The organism is Streptomyces sp. DG2A-72, from assembly GCF_030499575.1.
Taxonomy (GTDB): Bacteria; Actinomycetota; Actinomycetes; order Streptomycetales; family Streptomycetaceae; genus Streptomyces.
The window spans coordinates 10223389-10241101 of sequence record NZ_JASTLC010000001.1; the positions used below are offsets into that span (position 1 = coordinate 10223389).

A 17713-nucleotide genomic window follows, 5' to 3' on the forward strand; every position below is an offset into this window, starting at 1 on the left:
CCGGCGGCAGGGGCGCCCGCCTCGGCCGAACGGCCAGGCTTCACGGCCCTCCCGACGCATTCCCTCAGCCGTACGGTCGATACGGGGGCTACCGGAAGTAACCCGGATCCTCAACGACGTACGGGACCACACGGTGAAAGCCGCGCCCCGCTGACGGCCCGTCGTTCCACGGCCAGGTCCTGTATGGGGTGGTGATCTGGGCTCGCGGGCCGTGGCACGTGCGCTCGCCGCGTTGACGGAAGGTCCCTAGGTCGCATATTTGGTTGCGATCAAGGAGTGGCTGGCGTGAGGTCCTTGATCCACATCATCGAAGCGCGGAGGTGGAGGCCAGCGAGGTAGCTTCCCGGGGTTTTGTCGTAGCGGGTGGCGATGCCTCGCCATGCCTTCATCCTGTTGATGGCGCGTTCGACAGTGTTCCGTTCCCTGTAGAGCTCGGCGTCGTGACTGATGGGCCTGCCGCCCCTGCTGCCCTTCTTCCTCCGATTGGCGGCCTGGTCATTCTTCTCCGGGATGACCGCCTTGATGCAGCGTTTGCGCAGGTAGGCGCGGTTGCCGCGGGACGAGTACGCCTTGTCCCCGGCGACCGCGTCCCCCCGGGTGCGGGGACGGCCGACAGGTCCGCGCACCCGAACCTTCTTCAGGACGGGGATGAATTGCGGGCTGTCCGCCGCCTGGCCCGTAGTCAGGACGAACGCCAGCGGGCGGCACTTCCGGTCGGCGGCGAGGTGGACCTTGCTGGTCTGCCCACCTCTGGAGCGCCCGAGGAGGGCAGCCTTCAGCCGGAGTTTGTGCCGACGCCGGACACGCCGTCGCTCTTCCCGCCCGGGATCCGCTTCGGCGTCCTGCCCGTTTCGTTCTTCGGCACTGCCCCCTTTGACCTCGCTTTCTCCTCGGCGGCAGCCTTCTCCAGCGCGGTGATGACGTCCTCGCCCAGGTGCATCCCGGCAGCGTCGTGGTGGGCCCGCGCGGTGGTGGAGTCCACGCTGACCAGGGACAAGTTCACCTCACCTCGCTTCGCGGCCTCAGCGATCAGTCCCTCCAGCAGGGGCTTCGAAGACACCGGCGTCCCACCACTGCCGGAATCGGTTGTGGACGATCGACCAGGCGCCGAACTCCTGCGGCATCTCCCGCCACTGCCCGCCCGTCTTGAACCGCCAGAGCACTCCTTCGAACTGCTGCCGCAGCCGCTCGGGATACGGGCCGTACTCGCCGATCGGCAGGTACGGCTCGATCAACTTCCACTCTTCGTCCGTCAGTTGCACTCGCGTCACGCAAGAACGTCTACCGGTCCCGGCCCCGCCACGAGAGCAAATCCCCCAGACTGATCACGACTCGATACGCGACCTAGTGGCGGTGCGAGCCGCACGAGCGGGGCGGCCCCCTCCCGCACAATGGGGCTGTGAACGCTCTCAATACCGGCCGGGAACTGGCCTGGACGTGTTGTCGACACCGAGAGAGACGCATCAGGCAGCTTCCCGATCGGGCATGTGGCTGTCAACTGTTGCGCATCAAAAATCCGCTGCACTCACGAGTCCGCAGCAGCGATGCATACACCTTCTATGGGCAGCCGCCGAACCATCAGAGAGATAGGCGCAGTTCAAGGCGCCTTTCCCGCCGACTCGACCAGCGTGGCAGGTGATCCGAGGCATCCACGACGCTCGAATCCACACAGAGACGAACAGCGAATGCCGACACAATCCTTGACGATCCATCAGTGGGGTACTTAGCCTCACTGCTCTGGGAGCGTTCCCACAAACCGAGCGAACTGCCCTGTTCACGCCGCCTCTCCGGGCAACCCGCGGGCGTTCACGCCCCTCCCCCCACATGGAGGTCATGGTGACCCACTCGAACGGGCACTCCTGTGCAGCGCCCCGCTTCGCGTCCCTTTCCCGCTTCATGGCCTGGGCCGCGGTCGCCATTCTCGCGGCCGGCACTGTCGTTGGGATTGCGGCTCCCGCCCAGGCGGTCAACACGACGTACTACGTGGACTCCGCCAGTGGCGCCGACTCCAATACCGGCCTTGACCAGTCCCATCCGTGGAAGAGTCTCAGCAAGGTCAATGCGACGACCTTCGGCGCAGGCGACCGCATCCTGCTCAAGGCCGGTAGCGCGTGGACCGGGCAGCTGTGGCCAAAGGGCTCCGGGGCAGCGGGTTCGCCCATCGTGATCGACTCCTACGGCAGCGGTGCCAAGCCTCGGATCAACGGCGCCGGCACGGCCGCCGACGCGGTACGCCTGTTCAACCAGCAGTACTGGACGATCCGCAACCTCGAGGTGACCAATACCGCCCCGTCGACCGGCACCCCCGGGGCCAACCTGGGCGACTTCCGCGGCATTCACGTCGGCGGCAACAACAGCCAGACCCTCGATGGGTTCGTCATCGACGCCGTCAACGTTCACGACGTCACCGGCCAGGTGAACTGGATCGGCGGCGACACGGCCGACAACAAGCCGGGCATCACTTTCCAGACCGGTTGGGACGCCTCGAAGAAGACGGGCGGGATCGTCTTCGACACCACCGTGCCGAACACCGCCGCGCCGCCGAGCACGCCGACCATCCTCAACGACGTGACAATCCAGAACTCGAGGATCTCCAACACGTCGTTCGCCGGCATCGTCGTCAAGCAGTACACGGGTTCGAGTCCGGGCGCGGTCTCGACCGGATGGGGCACCCGCACCAGCGCCACGGACACGAGGTTCAAACCCCACACCAACTTCACGATCCGGGGCAACCACATCACCCAGGCCGGCACGGCGTATGGCTGTAATGGCATCTACCTCACCGACGTGCGCGGTGGCACGATCGAACGCAACGTCGTGGACAAGACCGGCACTTCCGGCATCGAGACGTACTTCGCCGACAACGTCACGATCCAGTTCAACGAGGTCTTCGGCACCTCGAAGAAGGCGGGCGGGGCCGACTCCAACGGCATCGACCCCGACAAGGGCACCACCGGCCAGGTCGTGCAATACAACTATGTGCACGGCAACGGCGACGGCATCCTGCTGTGCCAGTTCGCCTTCGGCAACGTCGTGCTGCGCTACAACGTCATCACCAGCAACACCCGCTACCAGATCTACCTGCACTCCGACGCCGCCGCCAGGGCGCAGATCTACAACAACACCCTCTACAACGACGCCAGTAACTATCTGATCTACGGCTACGGCAAGTACCTGGCCTCCACGTATGCCATCAGCAACAACATCCTCTACTCGACCAGGGCGAACGCCACCCTCTCGACCAGCTCCACCATCACCTACAGGAACAACCTCTACGGTGGAGCGACCCTGGCCGTCCCCGGCGGAGACTCCGGGGCCGTCGTGGCGAACCCGCAGTTCGTGTCCGCCCCGATCAACGCCCCCTCGGGCACGCCCGACACCGGTCCCGCTTTGGCCGCCGCGTACGAGCTCAAAGTCGCCGCGGGCTCCCCGGCGGTCAACGCCGGCGTGAGCATCGCCGGCAACGGCGGCCGTGACTATGAGGGGAACGCGCTCTACAACGGCGCCCCGGACATCGGCGCCTTCGAGCAGCCGAGCGGCGGTGGCTCGGCTACTCGTTATGAGGCGGAGACCTCGCCGGCGGTGTGCACGGGCACGATTGATGCCAACTGGTCGGGCTATTCCGGCAGCGGGTTCTGCAACGGCGACAATGCTGCCGGTGCGTACGCACAGTTCACTGTCAATGCGAGCACGGCGGGGACGGCGACGGTGAGCGTACGTTTCGCCAACGGGAGCACGACCGACCGGCCGGCTGATCTGGTGGTGAACGGCTCGACGGTGCAGACGGTGTCACTTCCGGGTACCGGGGCGTGGAGCACATGGGGCACCAAGACGGCTACCATCTCGCTCGCTGCAGGCAGTAACACGATCCGGCTCAGCCCGACCACGACCGGCGGCCTGGCCAACATCGACTACCTCGACGTCACGACGCCCTAGCCATACATCGCAGTCGAAGCGTCGGGTTCCCTTAGGTTGCGTATCGAGTCGTGATCAGTCTGGGGGATTTGCTCTCGTGGCGGGGCCGGGACCGGTAGACGTTCTTGCGTGACGCGAGTGCAACTGACGGACGAAGAGTGGAAGTTGATCGAGCCGTACCTGCCGATCGGCGAGTACGGCCCGTATCCCGAGCGGCTGCGGCAGCAGTTCGAAGGAGTGCTCTGGCGGTTCAAGACGGGCGGGCAGTGGCGGGAGATGCCGCAGGAGTTCGGCGCCTGGTCGATCGTCCACAACCGATTCCGGCAGTGGTGGGACGCCGGTGTCTTCGAAGCCCCTGCTGGAGGGACTGATCGCTGAGGCCGCGAAGCGAGGTGAGGTGAACTTGTCCCTGGTCAGCGTGGACTCCACCACCGCGCGGGCCCACCACGACGCTGCCGGGATGCACCTGGGCGAGGACGTCATCACCGCGCTGGAGAAGGCTGCCGCCGAGGAGAAAGCGAGGTCAAAGGGGGCAGTGCCGAAGAACGAAACGGGCAGGACGCCGAAGCGGATCCCGGGCGGGAAGAGCGACGGCGTGTCCGGCGTCGGCACAAACTCCGGCTGAAGGCTGCCCTCCTCGGGCGCTCCAGAGGTGGGCAGACCAGCAAGGTCCACCTCGCCGCCGACCGGAAGTGCCGCCCGCTGGCGTTCGTCCTGACTACGGGCCAGGCGGCGGACAGCCCGCAATTCATCCCCGTCCTGAAGAAGGTTCGGGTGCGCGGACCTGTCGGCCGTCCCCGCACCCGGGGGACGCGGTCGCCGGGGACAAGGCGTACTCGTCCCGCGGCAACCGCGCCTACCTGCGCAAACGCTGCATCAAGGCGGTCATCCCGGAGAAGAATGACCAGGCCGCCAATCGGAGGAAGAAGGGCAGCAGGGGCGGCAGGCCCATCAGTCACGACGCCGAGCTCTACAGGGAACGGAACACTGTCGAACGCGCCATCAACAGGATGAAGGCATGGCGAGGCATCGCCACCCGCTACGACAAAACCCCGGGAAGCTACCTCGCTGGCCTCCACCTCCGCGCTTCGATGATGTGGATCAAGGACCTCACGCCAGCCACTCCTTGATCGCAACCAAATATGCGACCTAGGTCCTGTCTCCCCGATCACAAGTGGTCCTCACGAGTGGGATGTTCCGTATGAACCGATCAAGCGGGCCAGCTGTCGGCTCGTCGCCCGTAGTGGTTCCTCACTGCGGTTGACCTGTGCCGTCACTTCGGCGCCTTCCAGGGCGCTGATGATGGTGGTCGCCAACTCCCGGGCGTCACGGGCCTGGAAGCCGGAGCGCAGGAGCTTGTCGGTGACGATCTGCTCCCAGCTGCGCAGTGCGTCGGCACATGCCTGCTGGATCCCGGATTCGGTTCCCAAGGTTTCCAGTGCCGCTGCCGTGACCGGGCAGCCGTCGGTCCAACCCGACGCGCGCAGTCCTTCGGCGAGGACCCGGGCGCAGGCCTGAACGCCCGCGCCCGGGTCCTCCTCGCTGTCCAGCGCGTCGCGGAGGACCGCCGCGAACTCCTGGTCGCTGTACTTGATGGCGGCGACCGCGACGGCCTCTTTGCCGCCCGGGAAGAAGTGGTAGACGGAGCCCAGTGTGGCCTCCGCCTCCTTGGCGATCTGCTTGATGCCCGTGCCGACATAGCCCTGGCGCTGCAGGAGGCGCGCTGCGGCGATGACGATCCGGTCCCGGGTGCTGGCCTGTCCCATGTGCACACCCTACTGGTTAGAGCGTTCGTTTTAGAGCCGTGCTACATTGCCTCCGCACTCTGGATAGAGCGTTCGTTTTAGTCGCCTCGTCACTCGTACCGCGGAGGTCTTCCCAATGAGCAGCAAGCAGTCCGTGACCGTCATCGGACTCGGCCCCATGGGGCAGGCCATGGTCCACGCCTTACTCGGCAAGGGGCACCCCGTCACCGTCTGGAACCGCACCCCATCGCGTGCCGATGCCCTCGTCGCGCGCGGCGCCGTACTCGCAAAGAGCGCCGAAGACGCCCTGACCGCCAATGAGCTGGTCGTCCTGAGCCTTACCGACTACGACGCGATGTACGCCGTGCTGGAGCCGGCTTCCCACGCCCTGGCCGGCCGCGTGCTCGTCAACCTCAGCTCCGACACCCCGGAGAAGACCCGCGCTGGGGCGCGGTGGGTGTCCGAGCACGGCGGGGTCCACCTCACCGGTGGCGTCAACGCCTCGCCTTCCGGCATCGGACAGCCCGGGTCGTCCACCTTCTACAGCGGGCCGCGTGAGGTGTTCGAGGCGCACCGGTCGATCCTCGAAGTCCTGACCGACACGGACTACCGGGGCGACGATCCCGGCCTGGCCGCGCTCCTGTACCAGATCGTCGTGGGCATGTTCTGGACGTCCGTGCTCGGATACTGGCAGGCCATCGCGCTCGCCGACGCCAACGGCCTCACGGCGGCTGACGTCCTCCCGCACGCCACCGAGCTGCTGACCGGGATGCCGGGCTTCCTCTCCTTTTACGCTGAGCGCATCGACGCCGGCGAGCACGGCGGCGACGCGGAGCGGCTGGCCATGGGCATGGCCAGCGTCGAACACGTTCTGCACACCAACGCCGACGCGGGCGTCGACACCACGCTGCCGGCCGCCGTGGCCGCTCTGTTCCGGCGCGGCATGGACGCCGGACACGGGGCGGACAGCGCCTCCAGCCTGGCGGAGCTGATGAAGACGGCCAAGGCATAGCAGCAAGTCGGCGAGATACCCGTTGGTCTGAACATGATCAGCAGGGGTGACTTGACCGACGTTGAGTGGGCCGTGCTGGAACCACTGCTGCCGGTGACCAACAATCGGTGCGGCCGGTGGCGGGACCACCGCCAGGTGATCAACGGGATCCTCCACCGGCTCAGCACCGGGGCGCAGTGGAGAGAGTTGCCCGAACGCTTCGGCCCGTGGAAGACCGTGCACAAGCGGCACTTACTGTGGTCGGCCGATGGCACCTGGGAAATGCTCCTCCAACACGTCCAGGCCCAAGCCGACGCCGAGGGTGACATCGACTGGGACATCAACGTCGACTCCACCTCTGTCCGCGCCCACCAGCACGCCGCTGGGGCGCCCAGGGCGGCACCGTCCACACCGCCGGGTTCTTCAGGGGCTCCGCGAAGATCAGTTCGCGGAGCCGACGAGGGCGAGTCCGCGGCTCCTCCTGGAGGAGGCGGTGCGGCGGGCGAAGCCCTCGGCAGGTCCCGTGGCGGACTGACCTGCAAGATTCATCTGAGCGCGGAGGGACACTGCCGTCCGCTGTCCTTGCTCATCACGCCGGGGCAACGAGCCGACTGCACGCAGTTCGAGCCGGTCATGGGCAAGATCCGTGTCCCCCGGCTGGGTCTCGGGCGTCCGCGCCGCACACCGAACAGCGTTGCTGCCGACAAGGCGTACAGCAACCGCAAGACCCGCGTTTATCTACGGAAGCGCGGGATCCGGCACGTGATCCCGGAGAAGAACGACCACAAGGTCGCCCGTCTCCGGCGTGGTTCACGTGGCGGACAGCCATCGGGTTTCGACAAGGACCGCTACAAGAAGCGCAACACGGTCGAGAGGGCGATCAATAAGCTCAAGCTGTTCAGAGCCGTGGCCACCCGCTATGACAAGCGCGGATACGTTTACCTGGGCACCGTCACCGCCGCGGCACTCCTCATCTGGCTCCGGTCGTGATCGGAGAGACAGGACCTAGTGCTGTGACGGCATAGCTTCGCCGGGTTGGTGTCGCTGATGGGGCTCTCTCTCCCATGCTCAGGTTCTCCTCATCCATGCTCGCCTTTGCTCCCCAGGTGGGACGGCGACCTGCGATTGGACGCCGTAGCTCTGGATTTACCTGAGAGCAGGTCGGGCCCCAACTGGCGAGCGAGTCTGGGAGACGTCCTTCTACTCCGAGCCGTCCGCGTCGCCTGTGGCACGGCTGGCCAGTCGTTCGTATCGCTGCCTGGCGGCTTGCGGAGTGCCAAGCCCGAGTCCGAAAGCGATCTCCTGCCAGGTCATGCCGCGGCCCCGTGCCATCTGGAGGAGTCCGGTTTCCAATTCGTCCATCTCCCCGCGAGCCAGTGGGACGAGGCTCAATGCAGCGGTGATATCAGCGTGGTCCACCTCCGGTTCGCCGTCATCGGGCTGTGCGGCTCCGCTGAGCAGGAACGACACAAGCCTGACGGCCTCGTGCGGCCCGATGACCGAAGGATGAACCTGTCGGCGGCGTTGCTTGTCAGTGGTCGCGTGGCGTTCGGCGATGCGAAACAGGGACGCGTAGACGCGGTCTGCTCGCGCCTGCTCCGGCTGCGGAGGCGTGAAGAGATCGGCCTGCTGATCAGGAGTCGAAGGCATGAGATGAGGATGAGATGCGCACGACTCAATGTCAACTATGCGTTGTAAACAATCTGTTTACTTGCTGCCGCTTCATGCGCCCGGTGCCCCCTTGGCTGAACCGGCGGGCGGAAACCCTCGTCATCGTGACGGCTGGATATACCGTGACGTCCGATCCGACCGCCGGAGGCGCGGCGGCTGAGCCTGTTCGTGTGCGCATCGCAGGACATTCAGCACCGCCCGGCCCCGGTTTGAATGCCGCACCCAAGCGGAGCGAGCGTATCCAGCGGCACGTCATCGGGCACCTTGATCGCGTTGCGCTCCGTGACAAGGGCATAGGTCGTGAAGGACGACTGACCGAAGAAGTGCCCATGCAGCGGTGTATCCCCCTGCCGCAGAGTGGGCTGCCGTCCGGACGGGCACCGGCAGCGAAATTGAGCGGCAGGAAATGGGCACACTGACTGGGCAGACCCATACGGTAGCGAGCGTAGGCACCACATGAGGCGAAGGTGAGAACCACCCTGTCGCCGTGGTGAAGAGAGGTGACGCCCGCCCCGACCTCCTCCACCACATGTCGACTCCTACCGTACGTCAGTTGCAGGTCGTGAAAACGGGTCGTAGCTCCCGACCCAACGGGACAGACGAGATTAAGGGCCCCGCTCTCTGACACAACGGGGCCCTTAATTGTGATGTTCGCTTCGTGGATCAGTACCAAAGGTACAAGATTCAATGGCCCTCTACGTCTGGGCGGCAGTCGTAGGGATAACCCAACCACTTGTAGAACCATTTACCATCGTCTATGCAGTCGTTGATATTTGGGTAGCCGCCGTAGAAATGCCAATCTGCGGGCACGGCCGAGGAAGCCTGAACGGAGCTCCGCTCTGCTGCCTGCGTCGCGTCCGCGGGTGTCGCCGCTGCTACTCCAGCACCCACCAATGGCAGCATGCCGACGGTGACTACGGTCGCCACGACCGTCACCACGCGGCGGGGCCATGTAGCTCTCTTCATGTCTTCGTCCCTTCATGTGGTGCCGGCCGGAACCGGTACCGTGACAGCTGGATTAGCGATGGAATGCCTTCAGACCGTCGCGGCTTCCCTCGATCAACCTGGCAGACAGCCGCCGATGCAGGGGCACGTCCACTATCTGGGTGGAGGTCAGCCCGGACTCGATGGGGGAAGCCTGCTCAGCCTGCACCGGCTGAGCAAAAGGGCGGCGGCCACTTCGTGTTGAAGCGTCAGACCCAGTCTTGGTACTGGCCCCCATTACACCTGGCGGTGCGGAATCCGCTGTCGTCACTGTCGTCGATACAGCGGTCGGTGGCCTGGTTCCTGAAGGTGAGGCGCCCTTGATGATGACGAATGACGCCCCAGCTTACGTTCTCTGAGCTGTCGCAGGATTGCGTGCTGAATCCCCGAGGGCCGTCGTAGATGCATCGTTGAGTCGCCACGTTCTGGAAACGGCGTGTGCCGTCGTTGAAAACGTGGACGTTCCAGTTTTGGAAATCGCTGCCGTTGCATGGGAAGGTCCGAAATCCCAGGTTGCTGTCGTCCATGCACCTATCTGTGCCCAGGCTGTGGAAGGTGTTCACGACGAGCACAGCGGTAGCATTGTCGCCGGACGCCCCTGCGGCTTCGGCGGTGCCCGGGGTTCCGAGCAGCGCGCCAGCACACAGTAAAGGCATCAATAATGCCGTGATCGATTTTCTCGTTCTCATCGAGTTACCCCGTCGTCGATGTCTCTGATGGCCGAGCGGCCCGAGGGCTCATTTGACTGTCTACCACCAGTCCGTGCACACGATCTGCCCGCTGGCCTCGCCACAAGCCCGCATCACGCGACTGTTGTCGTCGAAGGCGGCGGTATACAGGCCTGTGTCAGTTCCCAGCATGCTGAAGCCGAGTCGGGGCTCCCACCTACCGGCGCCCGCCTCGTGTATGTTCCGGGCGCGGTCCAGCCATATCGAGTCGTACTTGCGACCGTTCGAAATCCGACCCCAGGCACAGCCGGTGCCATCGTGGTAGCGCAGCTCGTACAGCACACCACTGGCCGACCGTACCGATCTCGCGGTCGTTGGATTGGCCAGCCCCGACGGATCGCTCCAATCCGTACAAGCCTGCTGCTTGGCTGGGGCAGCTTGAGCCGATGGCGCCATCAGCATGCCACCGATGGCGGCACTCGCCGCCAATGCGATTCCTGCACTACGAAACAGAAAACTCATCGATCCCCTCTACTTCGGTTCTGCCCTAGCCATGATCTTTGCGAGCTCTGAAGTGTTCGGCTCTCACCGAACGCCTGCCTGATTGATTCACCAGTTCGCATCGCGTCACCGGCCAGGGCGACTGATTCGGTCTTGAGGGAGACCATGACCACACGGCGGTTGTCAGGCAAGGGGGAGCGCCCCTCTCTGGACAATCAAACACTCCGGACAATTCTCTGACCAGGCGTTCTGTGCTTGAACGGGGTTGCGGACGTACCGCTCGGGATGTGCGGTCATTGACATCACGCTCGTTGTCGCGGACGCCGGATACGGTGATGCCTCTGCCTTTCGCCGTGGCCTGGAGGAGCGCAATCCGCCCTATGCGGTGGGAATTTCCTCCCGCCACACCGCCGACCGCCAATGTCCGGCCGGTCCAGCCTGCCTATGCGGGTACCGGTCGGCCACCGAAAATGCAGTATCTCGACCGGCCCCGGAGTGTGAAAAAACTGGTCATCCAAGCCGGCCGGGCGGCCGCGAGGCGGGTGTCCCGGCGGGAAGGCTCCCGGCGGGGCAACAGCCAAAGCGGCTTCAACCGCATCTACTCACGGTTCGTGGCCCTGCATATCCGCCCCGCCGGACGGGGCATCCCCACAGCTACCCATGATCCCGAGCTGCCCGAGCGCTGGCTGCTGGCGGAACGGCCGGCCGGCGAGAGCGAGTCGGTGCAGTTCTGGCTGTGCCCTTCTGGGCACGACTACCGCGAGACGAAACAGGCCCTGGGATTTGCCTACTTCGAAGGGCGCGCATGGAAAACGGCTGGCACCACCGCGTCATGCTCGTCTCCGCAGCCCACGTCTTCTGCACTCTGCAACGACTGGCGCACCGCCCAAAAGACACAGGACCGCCTGCCCCGCCTGCACCGCGACATACCCACATGCGTCAGGTGGAGACCGGGCCAAGGCGTGTCGCGTGCTGTGTCAGCGGTCGGTAGGGCAGGGCGGGTCGTACGCGATGGCGGGGAAGTAGCGGCGCCACTCGGCGCGCGTGATGCGGGGATGGGCCAGGACGCAGATCCGCGCTGCCGTCGGCTGCAGGCGGGTTGGCCACAGCCGGGCGGTCCGGTCCTCGCTCGATGTGAGTAGCGTGCCGTCGTGCGGGGCGAACGCGACGGCATATACCTGGCCGGTGTGGCCGGTGAGCACGGCGTCGGCCCGCGGATGGCGCAGGTCGCTGACGTCCCACAGGCGGGCGGTGCCGTCCTGGCCTGCGGTGGCGAGGGTACGGCCGCCGGGTGCGAAGGTCACGCCCTGGACACCACCGACGTGGCCGGTCAGCATGGCGAGGGCGCGAGGCCGTCCCGAATCGCCGACGTCCCACAGGCGGGCGGTGCCGTCGAGCCCGGCGGTGGCCAGCGTGCGGCCGTCGGACGCGAACGCCACGGCCTGGACCGTGTCAGTGTGTCCTGCCACCGTGCCCAGACGTCGTGGTTTGGAGGGGCGGCGGACGTCCCACAGGTGCACATCGTTCAAGGTGGTGACGGCCAGTACGCCTCCGTGCGGGCTGAACGCCACGGAGATGGAACCGGCGTCCTCTTCCAGTACGCCGGCGGCTCGCGGCCGGCGCGGGTCGCTGGCGTCCCAGAGCCGGATCCGGGGGACGCCGCCTCCGGCGGTCGCGATCAGGTGGCCGTCCGGCGAGAGCGAGACCGTCCGCACGTCCGCACCCGTCCGGACGGACGCCACGCGCATCGGTCGGGTGGGGGACGTGACGTCCCACAGCCCGACCGTGGTGTCGATGTTCCCGGTCGCCGCTGTGCGGCCGTCCCGGCTGAAGGCCACGGCTTTGACCTGCCCGGTGTGCCCGGTCAGGGTGGCCATCGGCACGGGTCGCCGGTCGGGGCCGTGGATGTTCCACAGTCGCGCGGTGTAGTCCTCGCTGCCGACGATGGCAAGTCGCCCGTCAGGACTGACGGCCGCAGTCGACAGGGCCTCTCCGTGGCCGCCCAGCACCGCCCCGGGTACGTCGGTGAGGGCGACGGTGTGATCCGAACTCGCCGAGGCCAGCGTCCGGCCGTCTGGACTGAAGGTAAGAGACCAGATGTTGTTGGTGTGGTTGGCGAGCTGTTCCAGGGGGCGGGGCCGGCGGCGGTCGGATAGGTCCCACAGCCGTACAGCCTGGTCCCAGCCGCCGGTCGCCACCGTCCGCCCGTCCGGGCTGAAGGCGACGGCAAGGAAGGGCGCGGTGTGCCCGGTCAGCGGAGTACGGGCAGCCGGCTCGGCGCGATCAAAGACGTCCCACAGCTGGACCTGGTGGTCCGCGCCGGCCGCCGCGAGCGTACGCCCGTCGGGGCTGAACGCGACCCCGGACACCGCGCCTTCGCGCGTCGGCAGCCAGGCCACTCGGCGTGGTCGGCGGGAGTCCGCCACGTCCCACAGCGCGGTACGGCCGTCATCCGAGGCGGTCGCCAGCGTCCGGCCGTCCGGCGCGAAGGCGACCGCGCCGACGGTCGCCGTATGACCCGTCAGCAGTGCCAGCCGGCGCGCGGAGCGCGGCCGGGAGACGTCCCACAGCCCTGCCGTGCCGTCCGCGCTCGCCGTGGCCAGGGTCCGCCCGTCCGGGCTCAGCACCACGCGGAACACGGCCTCGCGGTGCGCGGGGAGCCCGATCAGCAGCTCCAGTGTGTCTCCTGCGGCGACGTCCCAGATCCGGACCGAGCCGTCGTATGCCCCGCTCACCAGGATCCGGCCGTCGGCGCTGTACGCCAGCGACTCGACGTCCTCCGGCTGGTCCCCGGGGGCGGTCGCGATCACCTTCGGGGGTCGGGTGACGTCCCAGATGCGGATCTTTCGGTCGTCTCCTCCGGTGGCCATCCGCCGGCCGTCGGGGCTGAACGCCACGGTGTTCACCTCGTGCCGCAGACGGGTGGCCATGGGCGCGGCGAAACTGCTCAGCAGCGCGCCCCGGGCGGCGAGCGTGGGGGACAGGCGGTACGCGGCCAGGCTCAGCTGGGCCGCCAGCGCGGGGTCGACCCGACGCAGGTCGGCGGCCTCTTCGGCGACCTTCTCGGACAGGGCGCGATCCCGCTGGTCGTTCGCCGACCGCTCGGCCCGCACCGCAACCACGGCCGCGACGAGGGCCAGCACCAGCAGCACCGCCATACCGCCGGTGACCTGGCGGGAGCGGCGCGTGCGCCTGCGGTCGCCGACGGAGCTGGCAGCGAGGAAGGTTCTCTCCAGGTCGTTCATGCTGCTGCCGTGGCGCTGCGTCCAGCTCTGCGCGGCGGCGAGCCGGCCGCCGCGGTAGAGCAGCTCCCGGTCGTGGTCGAACTCGTCCCAGGAGATGGCCGCCTCGGTCAGTCGGCGATGGGTGAGCAGGTCCTCGCGGTCGTCGGCGAGCCATCCGCGCAGCCGCGGCCAGGCGCCGATCACCGCCTCGTGGGACACCTCCACGCTGTCCGCGCCGTGCTCGCCGAGGGTGACCAACCGTGCGGCGGCCAGCGTGTCGAGCAGCCTGCCGACGGTGCCAGGGTCGGCGAGTCCGGCCAGCTCGGCCCGGGAGATCCGGCGCCGAGTGTCCTCGGTGCCCTCACCGAGCGCGGTCAGCCGCAGGAAGACGGTGCGTAGGACCTCCCGCTCCCGCTCGTCGGCCGACGTGTACACCGCTTCCGCGCTCTGGGCCACCGCGCCGCGCAAGCCTCCGCTGGCCTGGTAGTCGGGCGCCCGCAGTGCCGGTCCGCTGCCTCGCAGCCAGGTCTGGCGCAGTACGTGCGACAGTAGCGGAAGCGATCCGGGTCGGCCGTCGGCCTCGGCGAGCAGGGTGCCGACCAGGTCCGGATCGACAGTCACGCCCAGGTGCGTGGCCGGTCCGGTGACGATCTCGCGCAGCTCAGCGCCAGAGGGTGCCGCGATGGGCAGCTGCCGGCTCTCGCGCAGCACGCCCGCAAGGCTGGGATGTGCACAGCAGTGGGCGTAGAAGTCGGCGCGCACGGCCAGCAGGACCCGGATCCCGTCGTCGGGGACACCGCCCAGGGCAGCCACGGCGGTGAGGAAGGCGTCCCGCTCGGCCGCGTCCGGGCACAACGTGAACACCTCCACGAACTGGTCGATGACCAGCAGGAGTCCGTCGTCCTGCGAGCCATGCCCGGCCGGCCGGATACTCAGTTCGGCACAGAGGGCAGCGGGGTCCTCGCTGAGGCGTGAGGCCAGTGACTGGACCGCTTCGTCGCGGGACCTGCCCGCTTCACGCCCGGTGGTGTCCGGCCGGTCTGCGGGTGAGTCCGCCACCGGCGCCCGGTCAGCGTGCTCGTCACGCTCATCCTCAGCCGGTCCGGCCGCCGCGTGGGTCAAATGCACGGCTGCTCGGGCCAGTTCGCTCAGCGGCCGGGCACCCGGCGTCAGGCGGTAGTGGCGCAACCGCGGTCGTAGCACAGGCAGCACCCCGGCATGGATGAGGGAGGATTTGCCGCTTCCGGAGGCCCCGAATACCGCGGTCAGCGAGGTCTGGCCCGGGCGCTCGACTGCCAGGACTGTCTGCTCGACCAGCCCTCGCCGGCCGAAGAACACCTCGGCGTCCCGCTCGGTGTAAGCGGCCAGCCCCGGGTAGGGGCAGGGCGGTCTCTCGTCGGCAGTCTCCTCGGGGGCCTGTTCGGGCACGTCACGGTTCAACGCCTGCGCGGCCGCAAGCCACCGCGCCTCCCACTCACCGGCATCGCCGCCGCAAGCCCGCACATACGCGAGCGTCACCTCCAGCGTAGGGAGCCGGTCGCCCTTGGCCGCGTCGGCCAGGGTGCTCGCCGCATAGTGCGCCTTCTTCGCCAGGACCCGATAGGCGGGCGAGCCCGCGAGCGCCCGTAACTCCCGCAGTCCCCACGCCAGTTTGGCCACCGGTCCGGAGGACGGGTCCACCGGACGCTGTGGTCGGCCGACCCGGGGGCGGTGCTCGCGGCCGGCTTCACTCATCGGTGCACCCGCCACGCCCCGGCTCCACGTGGTGTGGTGCCCCAAGTACCGCCGTCGCGTGCTCGGTGGCAGGGTCGCGGTCCGGCTGCGTGAGCTGATCGAGCAGAAGGCCGCCGAGAAGGGCTGGGAGATCACCGCCCTTGAGGTGATGCCCGATCACGTGCACCTGTTCGTCAAGCGCGATCCGAAGGCTTCCGCCTCCTACGTCGCGAACCCGTTCAAGGGGTTCACCTCCAGCGTGCTGCGGGAGGAGTTCCCGCACCTCAAGAGCCGTATGCCCACGCTGTGGTCGTCGTCGTTCTTCGTCGCCTCGGTCGGCGCGGTCAGCGCGGACACGGTGGAGAAGTACATCAACACGCAGTGGGAACGGCCCTGGACGAAGAAGCAGAAGGAGGGCAACGCGTGATACGCGCCTATAAGTTCCTCCTTCGCCCCACCACCCGCCAGGCTCAAGCCTTGGGCGAGATGCTGCGGGATCACTGCTCCCTCTACAACGGGGCCTTGCAGGAACGCCGCGACGCCTACCGGCACGCCTCGAAGACCTCGATCAAGTACGGGCAGCAGTCCGCGCCGCTCAAGGAGATCCGGGCGGTCGACCCCGAGCGTCAAGGCCGCTGGTCGTTCTCCTCGCAGCAGGCCACCTTGCGCCGCCTGGACAAGGCGTTCCAAGCCTTCTTCCGCCGCGTGAAGGCCGGTGAGAAGCCCGGACATCCCAGGTTCCGGGGCGTGAACTGGTTCGACACCGTGGAGTTCCCGAAGGACCGGGACGGCTGCCGGTGGGACTCCACCCCACACGACCCCGTCACCCGAGTACGGCTGCAAGGCGTCGGGCACGTCCGCGTGCACCAGCACCGGTCTGTCAAGGGGCGGGTCAAGACCGTCAGCATCAAGCGCGAGGGGCGGCAGTGGTACGTCGTCCTCGCCTGTGACAACGTGCCCGCCGAACCGCTCCCGGCCACGGGCGCGGTGACTGGCATCGACATGGGTGTCACGCACTTCCTCACCACGTCCGAGGGCACGCACGTCGAAAACCCTCGGCACGGCAAGCGCAACGCCGACGCCTTGGCCGAAGCTCAGCGCGCCCTCAAGGTGTTCCCGCGCCGGAAGCGGGAGAACCGCACCGCCAAGCACCGCCGGGCAGTGGAGAAGGTGGCCAAGCTGCACCGCAAGGTGCGCCGTCAGCGCACCGACCACGCGCACAAAGCCGCGCTCGCCCTGGTCCGCGACTACGACCAGATCGCGCATGAGCGGCTGAACATCGCGAACATGGTTCGCACCCCCAAACCGAAGCCCGACCCCGAGACCCCCGGCGCGTTCCTGCCGAACGGCGCCGCCTCGAAGGCCGGACTCAACCGCAGCATTCTTGACGCGGGTTGGGGGGTATTCCTGGGATCTGCCCGAGCGGCGCGAGATCAAGAAGATCGCGAAGTCCAAGCCGACCGAACACGACCTGCCCTTTTCGACCTGGAGCCTGACCAAGCTGGCGGACTTCCTGGTCGCCGAGGGGGTGGTCGACGACATCAGCCACGAGGGACTGCGCATCCTGCTCCGCGAGGAAGGCGTCTCCTTTCAACGCCTGAAGACCTGGAAGACCTCCCGCGACCCCGACTACGGGGCCAAGAAGGCCCGCGTCGAACACCTCTACGCGATCGCCGACGGCGAGGTGATACCCGAGGAGGACGAGCCCGAAGTCGTCTTCTGCATGGACGAGTTCGGACCGCTCAACCTGATGCCCCACCCGGGCCGGCAGTGGGCCGAACGCGGGGGCAAGCACAAGGACCCCGACCGCGAACCACGCCACAGGCGGCGGGCGACCTACAACCGCTACGGCGGAGTACGTCACCTGTTCGCCGCCCTGGACCTGGCCAAGGACAAGCTCTACGGCCACATCAAGCCGGTCAAAAAGCGCACTCAGTTCCTGGAGTTCTGCCGCTACCTGCGTAGCCTCTACCCGCCCGAGGTCCGTATCGCGATCGTCTGTGACAACTTCTCCCCGCACCTGACCACGAAGAAGTGCCAGCGGGTCGGCACCTGGGCGGCCGCGAACAACGTCGAGATCGCCTACACCCCGACCAACAGCTCCTGGCTCAACCGCATCGAAGCCCAGTTCACCGCCCTGTGCTACTTCACCCTTGATGGCACCGACCACGCCAGCCACAAGGAGCAGGGCAGCATGATCCGCCGCTACATCATCTGGCGAAACCACCACGCCGACGACCGGCGCCTGCGCGCCGTCGTGGACAGGGCCAACGTCGCCTGAAACCGCATGAAGGCAGGGAA

11 protein-coding genes and 4 pseudogenes are annotated in these 17713 nt (G+C 67.3%); 8 read left to right on the forward strand and 7 right to left on the reverse strand.

The genetic code is table 11. From position 1 onward, the window contains the following. Positions 1–269: 269 nt before the first annotated feature. A pseudogene (locus QQY66_RS48535) lies at positions 270–1271 on the reverse strand (IS5 family transposase). 562 nt (positions 1272–1833) lie between these two features. Between QQY66_RS48535 and QQY66_RS48540 the strand changes: the two are divergent. Beyond that, positions 1834–3936, forward strand: coding sequence for a carbohydrate-binding protein (locus QQY66_RS48540; protein WP_301987008.1), 2103 nt, complete (start codon positions 1834–1836; stop codon positions 3934–3936). Positions 3937–4044: 108 nt separating this feature from the next. Next, a pseudogene (locus QQY66_RS48545) lies at positions 4045–5045 on the forward strand (IS5 family transposase). Between the two features lie 51 nt (positions 5046–5096). On the opposite strand, the gene QQY66_RS48550 reads toward QQY66_RS48545, so the two are convergent. Beyond that, the gene (locus QQY66_RS48550; RefSeq protein WP_301987010.1) at positions 5097–5681 is read right to left on the reverse strand and encodes a TetR/AcrR family transcriptional regulator; all 585 of its coding nucleotides are present in this window, start codon (positions 5679–5681) and stop codon (positions 5097–5099) included. Between the two features lie 115 nt (positions 5682–5796). Between QQY66_RS48550 and QQY66_RS48555 the strand changes: the two genes are divergently transcribed. Both QQY66_RS48555 and QQY66_RS48560 read left to right on the forward strand, forming a co-directional pair. Then, entirely contained in the window at positions 5797–6672 is an 876-nt protein-coding gene (locus QQY66_RS48555) for an NAD(P)-dependent oxidoreductase (protein ID WP_301987012.1), read from the forward strand. Between the two features lie 36 nt (positions 6673–6708). Beyond that, entirely contained in the window at positions 6709–7641 is a 933-nt protein-coding gene (locus tag QQY66_RS48560; RefSeq protein ID WP_301987751.1) for an IS5 family transposase, read from the forward strand. 210 nt (positions 7642–7851) lie between these two features. Here the strand turns inward: QQY66_RS48560 and QQY66_RS48565 are convergent, their stop codons facing one another. The 4 genes from QQY66_RS48565 to QQY66_RS48580 all read right to left on the reverse strand — a co-directional run bounded on the left by QQY66_RS48565 (position 7852) and on the right by QQY66_RS48580 (position 10496). Next, positions 7852–8301, reverse strand: coding sequence for a DNA-binding protein (locus QQY66_RS48565; RefSeq protein WP_301987013.1), 450 nt, complete (start codon positions 8299–8301; stop codon positions 7852–7854). Positions 8302–9006: 705 nt separating this feature from the next. Further along, positions 9007–9249, reverse strand: coding sequence for a hypothetical protein (locus QQY66_RS48570; RefSeq protein ID WP_301987015.1), 243 nt, complete (start codon positions 9247–9249; stop codon positions 9007–9009). A 266-nt stretch (positions 9250–9515) separates the two neighbouring features. Next, positions 9516–9995: a hypothetical protein gene (locus QQY66_RS48575; RefSeq protein ID WP_301987017.1), complete on the reverse strand. Its 480-nt coding sequence runs from the start codon at positions 9993–9995 to the stop codon at positions 9516–9518. Between the two features lie 60 nt (positions 9996–10055). Continuing rightward, positions 10056–10496: a hypothetical protein gene (locus QQY66_RS48580; RefSeq protein WP_301987018.1), complete on the reverse strand. Its 441-nt coding sequence runs from the start codon at positions 10494–10496 to the stop codon at positions 10056–10058. Positions 10497–10740: 244 nt separating this feature from the next. Between QQY66_RS48580 and QQY66_RS50755 the strand changes: the two genes are divergently transcribed. Beyond that, entirely contained in the window at positions 10741–11139 is a 399-nt protein-coding gene (locus QQY66_RS50755) for a transposase (RefSeq protein WP_367667062.1), read from the forward strand. Between the two features lie 313 nt (positions 11140–11452). Here QQY66_RS50755 and QQY66_RS48590 read toward each other — a convergent pair whose 3' ends face one another. After that, positions 11453–15433, reverse strand: coding sequence for a hypothetical protein (locus QQY66_RS48590; RefSeq protein WP_301987020.1), 3981 nt, complete (start codon positions 15431–15433; stop codon positions 11453–11455). On the opposite strand from QQY66_RS48590, the gene tnpA reads away from it, so the two are divergent. From tnpA to QQY66_RS48605, 3 genes and pseudogenes are all read left to right on the forward strand, one after another. Then, positions 15432–15839: an IS200/IS605 family transposase gene (tnpA, locus tag QQY66_RS48595; RefSeq protein WP_301987752.1), complete on the forward strand. Its 408-nt coding sequence runs from the start codon at positions 15432–15434 to the stop codon at positions 15837–15839. The two genes, QQY66_RS48590 and tnpA, sit on opposite strands and share 2 nt — an antisense overlap. Further along, positions 15836–16825 (forward strand): annotated as a pseudogene (locus QQY66_RS48600) (RNA-guided endonuclease InsQ/TnpB family protein); the annotation flags it as partial. The gene tnpA and the pseudogene QQY66_RS48600, both read left to right, overlap by 4 nt. Beyond that, a pseudogene (locus QQY66_RS48605) lies at positions 16818–17693 on the forward strand (IS630 family transposase); the annotation flags it as partial. The pseudogenes QQY66_RS48600 and QQY66_RS48605, both read left to right, overlap by 8 nt. Between the last annotated feature and the right edge of the window lie 20 nt (positions 17694–17713).

Coding starts and splice junctions, on each gene's coding strand:
- QQY66_RS48565 (WP_301987013.1), bottom strand. CDS start 8,301: ATGCCTTCGACTCCTGATCAGCAGGCCGATCTCTTCACGCCTCCGCAG.
- QQY66_RS48575 (WP_301987017.1), bottom strand. CDS start 9,995: ATGAGAACGAGAAAATCGATCACGGCATTATTGATGCCTTTACTGTGT.
- QQY66_RS48555 (WP_301987012.1), top strand. CDS start 5,797: ATGAGCAGCAAGCAGTCCGTGACCGTCATCGGACTCGGCCCCATGGGG.
- QQY66_RS48540 (WP_301987008.1), top strand. CDS start 1,834: ATGGTGACCCACTCGAACGGGCACTCCTGTGCAGCGCCCCGCTTCGCG.
- QQY66_RS48550 (WP_301987010.1), bottom strand. CDS start 5,681: ATGGGACAGGCCAGCACCCGGGACCGGATCGTCATCGCCGCAGCGCGC.
- QQY66_RS48580 (WP_301987018.1), bottom strand. CDS start 10,496: ATGAGTTTTCTGTTTCGTAGTGCAGGAATCGCATTGGCGGCGAGTGCC.
- QQY66_RS48590 (WP_301987020.1), bottom strand. CDS start 15,433: ATGAGTGAAGCCGGCCGCGAGCACCGCCCCCGGGTCGGCCGACCACAG.